The organism is Candidatus Enterococcus courvalinii, assembly GCF_017315945.1.
Taxonomy (GTDB): Bacteria; Bacillota; Bacilli; order Lactobacillales; family Enterococcaceae; genus Enterococcus_B; species Enterococcus_B courvalinii.
In genome coordinates, this window is record NZ_JAFLWI010000008.1 from 154,421 (window position 1) to 163,178 (window position 8,758).

Consider the following 8,758-nt stretch of genomic DNA (forward strand, 5'->3'; position numbering starts at 1 on the left):
GATGAAGATTGGCATTATTGGTGCAGGTCCACGTGGCTTAAGCATGTTAGAAAGAATTTTACGCAATAAACAAACGAATCAATCGCTTCAAATTTATTTATTCGATGTGATTGGCCCTGGTGGACGAGTTTGGCGAATAGATCAATCAACGGATTTGTTGATGAACTCAGTTTCACAACAAGTAACACTGTTTACTGATGACACACTTTCGACGGGAGGAGTCGTTTCTCCAGGTCCCAATCTTTATCAATGGGCAAAAAAAGAGGGAATTCCATTTGTGAAACAACAATCATTGAAACAACAAAATTTTTTTCTAGTAGAGATGGCGCAATTAGGAAAAAATGAGCACACAACGCGTTGTCTATATGGTTTGTATCAGCAATGGTTTTTCATGGAACTTCAAAAAGAATATCCCGATACGATTACTTTTGTCCGCTCGCTTGTTAATAGTGTCTCGCAAACAGAAGCAGGCTTTGATTTGAAGGCGGACGATACAACATTTTTCATGGATCAGATTGTGTTGGCGAGTGGTCATTGGGAAAATGAATTGATGAATGAGGAACTGGCTTTTGCTGACTATGCACAGCAACATGGTTTATTTTATCAACCTCCAAGTAACCCAGCAGATGTTTCAGTTGACGATATTCCTACGAATGAACCAATTTTTTTGCGTGGGCTAGGTTTAGCTTTTTTTGATTATATTGGCCTATTAACTGTCGGACGTGGTGGTTATTTTGAAGAACAAGAAGATCATTTTATTTATCACCCTTCTGGAAACGAACCAGTTATTTACGCTGGGTCTCGCCGAGGTGTTCCCTATTATCCACGTGGCAAGAATCAAAAGCAGGGTGGTGCGATGGCTCGACTCAAGTTATTAACAACAGAGAATCTAAAAAAATGGCAGATAAAAGGACAGTTGACAGGTGAACGTTTTTTTGACTTGTTCAAAAAAGAAGTCGAATTATTTTATTATCAAAAAACGATTGAGGAACAACAATTAGCAATCAATCCTTTTGAGTTTGAGCAGGTGTTCTTGTTAAAGCCTTCTGAAGAATGTTTGGCAGATTATCCGCAATTAGAACCTTATATTTGGTCATGGGAAAGGTTGGAACAGCCTCTCTCAACTTTTCCTGATGATTTTGAAAAAGGTGTTCGCTCCTTTTTAGCATGGCAAATCAACGAGGCTGAAAAAGGAAATGATACGGGTGCGTTTAGTTCCACCTTAGATGCAATCAAAGACTGGCGTGAACCAATTCGTGAAGCCATCGCGTGGGATGTTTTTTCAGTTGAAGAATATCGCGAACAACTGTGGTCTTGGTTTACACCGCTGAATGCTTTCTTGACTATTGGGCCCCCTTTGAAAAGAAGCAAAGAGCTTGCTGCACTGATAGATGCCGGTATTTTTCATATAGCAGCTCCACCATTTGAAATCAAACGAGCCAGAGGAAATTTTTGGATTGAAACAGCAGAGAAAGCATTTAAAAGTCGCTATTTACTTGAAGCACATTTGCCGATTAATAGTGTGTCTTATTCGAAAAACCCAGTCATTCAAAGCATGAGTAAGAATGGTTTGATTCGTGCCTATCAAAAAACAGAAGATACAGAACATTATTTTTCAGGTGCGATTGATGTGAACAAAGCAAATCAAGTTATAGGTGCAGATGGAAAAGTGATTCCCCACTTTTATTGTTATGGGATCCCAGTTGAAGGCGTCGACTGGTTGACGGCTGCAGTGGCACGTCCATATACAGATGCCTGGAATTTAAGACAAGCAGATTTGATTGCTCGCCATTTGTTGAATAATAAAAGAAAAGTAAACAAAAAAGACAGCTAGGATGAACAAGCCATAAGTGACTTGGACATCTTAGCTGTCCTTTTTTAAATAACTAATTAACGTGCAACACGTTTACGCATCGCTTTTTTTCGATTTTCTTCAATCATTGATTCTTTTTCATCAATTGGATCGATTACCGTTTTTTTAACTGAAGCGACAACACCTGCTACAGCAGCAACAGTTGCTAAACTTCCGACTAATAATCCAGATACAAATTTTTTCATTAAACACACCTCTTAATTGTTTGATACTTCTATTATGAAACAAAAACCGAAAAAAGGCTAGTTAGACGATTAGTTGAAAACCTTTACAAAAACGATTGAAAAAAATTACTAAATGTTTTATTATAAATTTACTAAATAAAATCATAGAAAAAGCTGGTGATTGCCAAAAACTGTTTCGAAACTTCCGTTTTCTTTTGGTACAATGAAAGATGGATGATCAAAGAGAGTCAACTATCAATAAAGGAGTGTTTAAATATGTCAATTTTAGTTTTAGGTGGTGCTGGATACATTGGCTCACATGCAGTCGATCAATTGATCCATAACGGATATGATGTTGCTGTTGTTGATAATTTATTAACAGGCCATCGTCAAGCCGTTCACCATGATGCACGTTTTTATGAAGGTGATATTCGTGACAAAGCATTTTTGAAAACGGTATTTGAAAAAGAAAAAGTCGAAGGTGTGATCCATTTTGCCGCAAGCTCACTAGTGGGAGAATCCGTAGAAAAACCATTGGATTACTTTAACAATAACGTTTACGGTACACAAATTTTGCTTGAAGTCATGCATGAATTTGACGTAAAACAAATTGTTTTCTCATCAACAGCAGCCACATATGGTGAACCAAAAATGTCACCAATAACAGAAGAAACCCCAACTAATCCCAAAAATCCATATGGGGAAAGTAAATTGATGATGGAAAAAATGATGAAGTGGTGTGACAATGCGTACGGGATGCGTTATGTGGCTCTTCGCTATTTCAATGTAGCAGGTGCGAAGGCGGATGCAAGCATTGGTGAAGACCATACCCCTGAAACACATTTAGTACCGATTATCTTACAAGTAGCATTAGGTCAAAGAGAAGAGTTAGCAGTTTATGGTGATGATTATGATACACCAGATGGGACTTGCGTTCGTGATTACGTTCAAGTGGAAGATTTGATTGCTGCACATATCAAAGCTTTAGAATATTTAAAAGCTGGAAATGAAAGTAACTTCTTTAATTTGGGAAGTAACAATGGTTATTCTGTCAAAGAAATGCTTGAAGCAGCTCGTGAAGTTACTGGCAAAGAAATTCCTGCAAAAATTGCGCCTCGTCGTGCAGGTGATCCAAGTAAATTAGTTGCTTCAAGTCAAAAGGCAAAAGAAATCTTAGGCTGGGAGCCTGCATACACTGACGTCAAAGCGATTATCAAAACAGCATGGGATTGGCATGTAAGTCATCCTCATGGCTACGAAGAATAGGAGAAGTGACATGTCTATCAGTCAAACAATTTGTGACTTTGCAACGCTTTCGATTGGCTCCGGTGGCTTCATGGAAATGGATCGAATTTATCTTCAAAATCGACTGTTAAGTTTGATCGGCGAAGAAGCGTTCACTGGAGAAGTCACACCACGTCCAGTAACGGTACCTGCAGTGGATTTGCTGGCAGAATTAGTTCAAGTAGCAAAGAATAATCAAGTCATTTCAGATTTGCCTGCGGAACAAGAAATATTTGAAGCACAGTTAATGGATTTTTTGACTCCACCGCCGTCTGTTGTTAATGCTTTTTTTGCTCAACACTATGCTAGTTCACCCGAGGAAGCAACCGAATACTTCTTTCAGTTGAGTCAGCAAAATGACTATATCAAAACGCGTGCGATTGCTAAAAATATCCAGTTTCCAGTACAAACTGCTTACGGAGACCTTGAAATTACAATCAACTTATCGAAACCTGAAAAAGATCCAAAGCAAATTGCTGCAGAACGAGAAGCAGTGAAAGTAGACTATCCAAAGTGTTTGCTTTGTATGGAAAATGAAGGATATCGAGGGCGTTTGAATTATCCTGCAAGAACAAACCATCGAATTATTCGTATGAATCTAGATGGCGAAAGCTGGGGATTCCAGTATTCGCCGTATGCGTACTACAATGAACATTCAATTATTTTGTCAGAAGTTCATCGTCCAATGCAAATCAATCGAGATACTTTCCGCCGATTGTTACGGATCACGGAAGTGTTGCCTCATTATTTTGTGGGATCAAATGCAGATTTACCCATTGTAGGAGGTTCTATTTTATCTCACGATCATTATCAAGCAGGGAGGCATGAGTTTCCTATGGCGAAAGCACCAATGGAACGATTGATCAAATTAACTGATTATCCCCAAGTTATTGCAGGAATCGTGAAATGGCCAATGTCAGTGATTCGACTTCAATCACCAGACAAAGAACTCCTTATAGATGCGGCAACAACCATTTTAGAAAAATGGCAAGCTTACTCGGATGCGTCCGTCGAAGTTTCAGCATATTCTGCTGACGGGACTGCACACCACACGATTACGCCGATTGCACGTAGGAAAGATGGCTACTTTGAATTAGACTTAGTGTTACGCGACAACAATGTATCTGAAGAACATCCGGATGGGATTTTCCATCCCCATCAAGACGTTCAGCATATCAAAAAAGAAAATATCGGCTTGATTGAAGTGATGGGATTAGCCGTGTTACCACCACGATTAAAAACAGAACTTGAAGAAGTGGAAAAATATTTGTTGAACCAAGAAAATCACTTAGCTGACTATCATCGTGAATGGGCAGATGAGTTGCAGGCATCTCATACAATCACAGCAGATCATGTGACTGAAATTGTGCAGGAAGCTGTTGGTCAAGTGTTCTTGCGTGTGTTAGAGGATGCAGGTGTGTTTAAACGGACAGAAGAAGGGCAAGCAGCATTTGCTCGCTTTACTGATTATTTATAATTGATCCAGTGAGGAGGAAACATCATGGCAACAATTAAAGATATTGCACAGTTAGCAGGTGTTTCTCCTGCGACTGTTTCAAGAGTCTTGAATTATGATTCGGAACTCTCAGTAGGCCTGGCGACCAAACAGAAAGTTTTCGAAGCAGCAGAGCAACTAAACTATACGAAACATAAAAAAAGTCTTCCGGCGAATCAAGCGACTTTGCGATTGGTTCAATGGCACAATGAAGGCGAAGAACTCGAAGATTTGTATTATTTAGCGATCCGTCTAGGTATTGAGAAGAAGGCAGAAGAATTGAATGTTGATTTGCTTAAAGAAACTTGGGATTCTATTAGTGAACGTGAAGTTGATGGAACGATTGCTGTTGGTAAATTTGACTTGCAACAATTGACAGAGTTGAAAAAATCTCAGTCAAAATTACTTTTAGTTGATTCCGATGGAACATCAGTAGGTATCGATTCGCTAACTGTCGACTTTTTCTCAAGCGTAAAAAAAGTAGTCGATTATTTTCTGTCATTACATGTTAAGAAAATCGCCATGCTAACGGGGAAAGAATATACTAAAAAAAATCGTCAACTATTGTGTGATCCAAGAAGGGTAGCTTTTGAACAAATCATGACTAGCGCGCAACAAAAGCCATTTGCTATGATTGAAGCCGATTTTTCGGTGGAGGCAGGTTACTTAGCAATCAAACAATTTTTAGATGAAACAATCGAAAAACCAGATGCTTTATTTGCTGCAAATGATGCATTAGCAATTGGCGCGTTAAAAGCAATTCAAGAGAGTGGCTATCATGTGCCTGAGGATATTGCAGTCATCGGATTTAATGACAGTAGTGTAGCCAAGTATGTGACACCTGCGTTATCGACGGTAAAAGTTTATACCGAATGGTTGGGGGAGATTGCTGTCGAAACGATTTTACAGTTGATTCAAACAGAAGCCCCCGTTCCAAGAAAAATCGTGGTTGGCACAGACTTGATCGTGCGAGAATCAACGTAACAAACAATTGAAATACTAATAATCAAAGCTAGCGAAATTTTTTGTAAGAACCTATTCATCAAGTAACATTCCCAACAGATGAGTTTACACGTGGTTCTTATGGAGTATCGCTAGTTTTTTTTGTTGTTATCTCAGACTAGGTTTCCATAAAAAGTGTGCTACAATAAGAAACGATAGTTAACGGAAAGGAACCAAAACATGATTACATTAGGAATTGATACAGCAAACCAAACTTTAGCTATAGGAATCGTGGAGGACGATGTGGTTCTTGGACAAATTCAAACGAACATCAAACGAAACCATAGCATTACTTTGATGCCAGCAATTGACCAATTATTTGCTGATCTTCAATTAAAGCCAACAGCGATTGATCGCATCGTTGTTTCTGACGGACCAGGTTCATATACTGGTTTGAGAATCGGCGTGACGACTGCAAAAACTTTAGCTTATACAATGAAAAAAGAGTTGGTGGGTATTTCCAGTTTGAAAACAGTCGCAGCTAACTGTGTGAATATAGAAGGTGTGATTGTGCCACTCTTTGATGCAAGACGTAAGAATGTTTACGCAGGAGCGTATCAATGGAAAGAAAATCGATTAGAAACATTGATTGAAGATAAACATTCCTCATTAGATGATTTACTCACAGAGTTAAAAACACTTGAACAATCGATTTATTTTGTTGGTAGTGATTGCCAAAAATTTGAAACAGAATTAAAAGCAACTTTACCAGAAGCAACAATCAATTTGATTCCTCAATGGAATATCCCAAATGGAACTGTGCTAGCAAATTTAGGAGCACAAGCTGATCCTGTCTCTGATGTTCAAGCATTCTTACCAAGGTATTTAAAAAAGGTAGAAGCGGAAGAAAAATGGCTAGAAACTCATACGCCTGGAGCCGAAAGTTATGTTGAAAAAATTTAAAAAATTAACGAAATATTTGTTCCGAGAATCGTCATTTTATCCTGCTAAAGAGCTAGAAATAAATCAAGACATCTATCAAATACGTCAATTGACGACAGCAGATATCAAGGATTTGTTGACAGTCGAGAGAGAAGTCTACCTTGGCGAATTGCCTTGGACGCGGAGCGCATTTATATCTGAATTTCGCTCTCCTTTAATTCATCTGTATTTGGGGGTCTTTATCAATGAGGGATTAGTGGGGTTCATCGGTTCACGAATCATTGGAACAGACTGTCATATTACAAATATCGCATTGATGTCTCGCTATCAGCGAAAAAGTATTGGTTCGTTCTTGATTGACGAAATAGAAAAGTTTGCTATAATGAATCGCTGTGAGACTCTTTCGTTAGAAGTTCGCGTAGGCAATCGGGATGCGCAAAAGTTGTACCGAAAGCTGGGTTTCGAATCAAAGACCATCAAAAAAGGGTATTACACTGAAAATAATGAAGATGCCTTAGACATGGTAAAAAATTTAGAAAAAGAGTGAAGATTGTTGATTTATCAAAAAGCAGCATTTGATTACAATGACTTGGCAGAAAAACTCTGGTTGATTAGTAATCAGGCGTATACGCATGGTTCACCATGGACAAAAACACAGTTTTTAGCAGATTTACAACAACCTCATACAGATTATTTGATAGCGATTGAAGCAAACGAAATCATTGGTTTTTTGGGTTTTAGCCGTGTGGTAGATGAAGTTGAAATTACCAACATTGCAGTAAATTCAACTTTCCAAGGAAAAGGACACGCGCGACAATTATTGAAAGCATTGATTCAGCAAGAAAAAGCTAATGATGTGTTTCAAGTTTTCCTAGAAGTTCGTAAATCAAATGAAAAGGCAAAATGTCTGTATGAATCAGAAAAATTTCGAGTGTTGGGCATTCGTAAATCTTATTACCATCAGCCAGTAGAAGATGCCTTTATTATGAGTACAAAGTTAAAGACGGAGACGATGAAATGAATAGAGAATTGATTCTTGCGATTGAATCAAGTTGTGACGAAACAAGTGTTGCTGTCGTAGAAGATGGGACAAAAATCTTGTCAAATATTGTCGCATCGCAAATAAATAGTCATAAACGCTTTGGCGGCGTCGTACCAGAAGTTGCTAGCAGGCACCACGTAGAACAAATCACGCTTTGTATTGACGAAGCGCTGACTGAGGCAAAGGTAACTGTAGCCGAGCTTTCAGCAGTAGCAGTTACCTATGGACCTGGATTAGTTGGGTCTTTATTAATTGGTATTTCTGCTGCTAAAGCATTTGCATGGGCAAATAACTTACCTTTGATTCCCGTCAATCACATGGCGGGGCATATCTATGCCGCACGATTTGTTAAACCATTTGAATTTCCGCTCATCGCTTTACTCGTTAGTGGCGGACATACGGAACTTGTTTATATGCAAGAGGATGGTTCTTATGAAATTATTGGAGAAACACGAGATGATGCAGCTGGTGAAGCCTATGACAAAGTTGGACGTGTCCTTGGGTTGAGTTATCCTAGTGGAAAAGAAATTGATGAATTAGCACATCAAGGAGAAGATAATTATCATTTTCCAAGAGCGATGATCCATGAAGCAAACTATGATTTTAGTTTTAGTGGCTTGAAAAGTGCGTTCATTAACTTAGTTCACAATGCAGAACAACGTGGAGAAGAGCTAGATAAAAATGATTTAGCTGCTAGTTTCCAAGCGAGTGTTGTGGAGGTACTAGTGACCAAAACACTACGCGCATGCAAAGAATTTCCGGTGAAACAATTAGTTGTTGCTGGAGGTGTTGCAGCTAATCAAGGGCTTCGCGAAGGATTAACCACAGCGTTAGCGGAAGAAATGCCAGAAGTTGAGTTGATTATCCCCCCACTACGTTTGTGTGGAGATAATGCAGCAATGATTGGTGCAGCAGCACATGTTGAACGACAAAAGGGAATTGTTGCTGAATTAACATTGAACGCAAATCCTAGTTTAGTTCTGTAAAAAAAGATTAAAAGAGAAAAAAGTAGCGAA

At 38.8% G+C, this 8,758-nt stretch carries 9 protein-coding genes; 8 read left to right on the forward strand and 1 reads right to left on the reverse strand.

The features are described 5' to 3' along the window. Position 1 precedes the first annotated feature (1 nt). Positions 2-1,834, forward strand: coding sequence for an FAD/NAD(P)-binding protein (locus tag JZO71_RS07185; RefSeq protein WP_206898848.1), 1,833 nt, complete (start codon positions 2-4; stop codon positions 1,832-1,834). Positions 1,835-1,890: 56 nt separating this feature from the next. On the opposite strand, the gene JZO71_RS07190 is transcribed toward JZO71_RS07185, so the two are convergent. Then, entirely contained in the window at positions 1,891-2,058 is a 168-nt protein-coding gene (locus JZO71_RS07190) for a DUF3042 family protein (protein ID WP_067484184.1), read from the reverse strand. A gap of 255 nt (positions 2,059-2,313) precedes the next feature. Here JZO71_RS07190 and galE point away from each other — a divergent pair, with 255 nt between their 5' ends. From galE to tsaD, 7 genes are all read left to right on the forward strand, one after another. After that, positions 2,314-3,303 carry a UDP-glucose 4-epimerase GalE gene (galE, locus tag JZO71_RS07195; protein WP_206898849.1) on the forward strand — a complete coding sequence of 330 codons (990 nt, stop codon included), beginning with the start codon at positions 2,314-2,316 and terminating at the stop codon, positions 3,301-3,303. A 10-nt stretch (positions 3,304-3,313) separates the two neighbouring features. Continuing rightward, positions 3,314-4,798, forward strand: a complete 1,485-nt coding sequence (gene galT / locus JZO71_RS07200; RefSeq protein ID WP_206898850.1) for a UDP-glucose--hexose-1-phosphate uridylyltransferase — start codon at positions 3,314-3,316, stop codon at positions 4,796-4,798. A 24-nt stretch (positions 4,799-4,822) separates the two neighbouring features. Then, positions 4,823-5,800 (forward strand): LacI family DNA-binding transcriptional regulator, encoded by a 978-nt coding sequence (locus tag JZO71_RS07205; RefSeq protein ID WP_206898851.1) that lies wholly within the window; start codon positions 4,823-4,825, stop codon positions 5,798-5,800. 198 nt (positions 5,801-5,998) lie between these two features. After that, entirely contained in the window at positions 5,999-6,721 is a 723-nt protein-coding gene (gene tsaB, locus JZO71_RS07210; RefSeq protein ID WP_206898852.1) for a tRNA (adenosine(37)-N6)-threonylcarbamoyltransferase complex dimerization subunit type 1 TsaB, read from the forward strand. Beyond that, a complete protein-coding gene (gene rimI / locus JZO71_RS07215) occupies positions 6,705-7,247 on the forward strand; it encodes a ribosomal protein S18-alanine N-acetyltransferase (RefSeq protein WP_206898853.1) in 543 nt (180 codons plus the stop codon). Before tsaB ends, rimI (JZO71_RS07215) begins: the two co-directional genes overlap by 17 nt. Before the next feature lie 6 nt (positions 7,248-7,253). Then, on the forward strand, positions 7,254-7,721 hold the full coding sequence (rimI, locus tag JZO71_RS07220; RefSeq protein WP_206898854.1) for a ribosomal protein S18-alanine N-acetyltransferase: 468 nt from the start codon (positions 7,254-7,256) through the stop codon (positions 7,719-7,721). After that, positions 7,718-8,728 carry a tRNA (adenosine(37)-N6)-threonylcarbamoyltransferase complex transferase subunit TsaD gene (gene tsaD / locus JZO71_RS07225; protein ID WP_206898855.1) on the forward strand — a complete coding sequence of 337 codons (1,011 nt, stop codon included), beginning with the start codon at positions 7,718-7,720 and terminating at the stop codon, positions 8,726-8,728. The genes rimI (JZO71_RS07220) and tsaD overlap by 4 nt, the downstream gene beginning before the upstream one ends. Positions 8,729-8,758 lie beyond the last annotated feature (30 nt).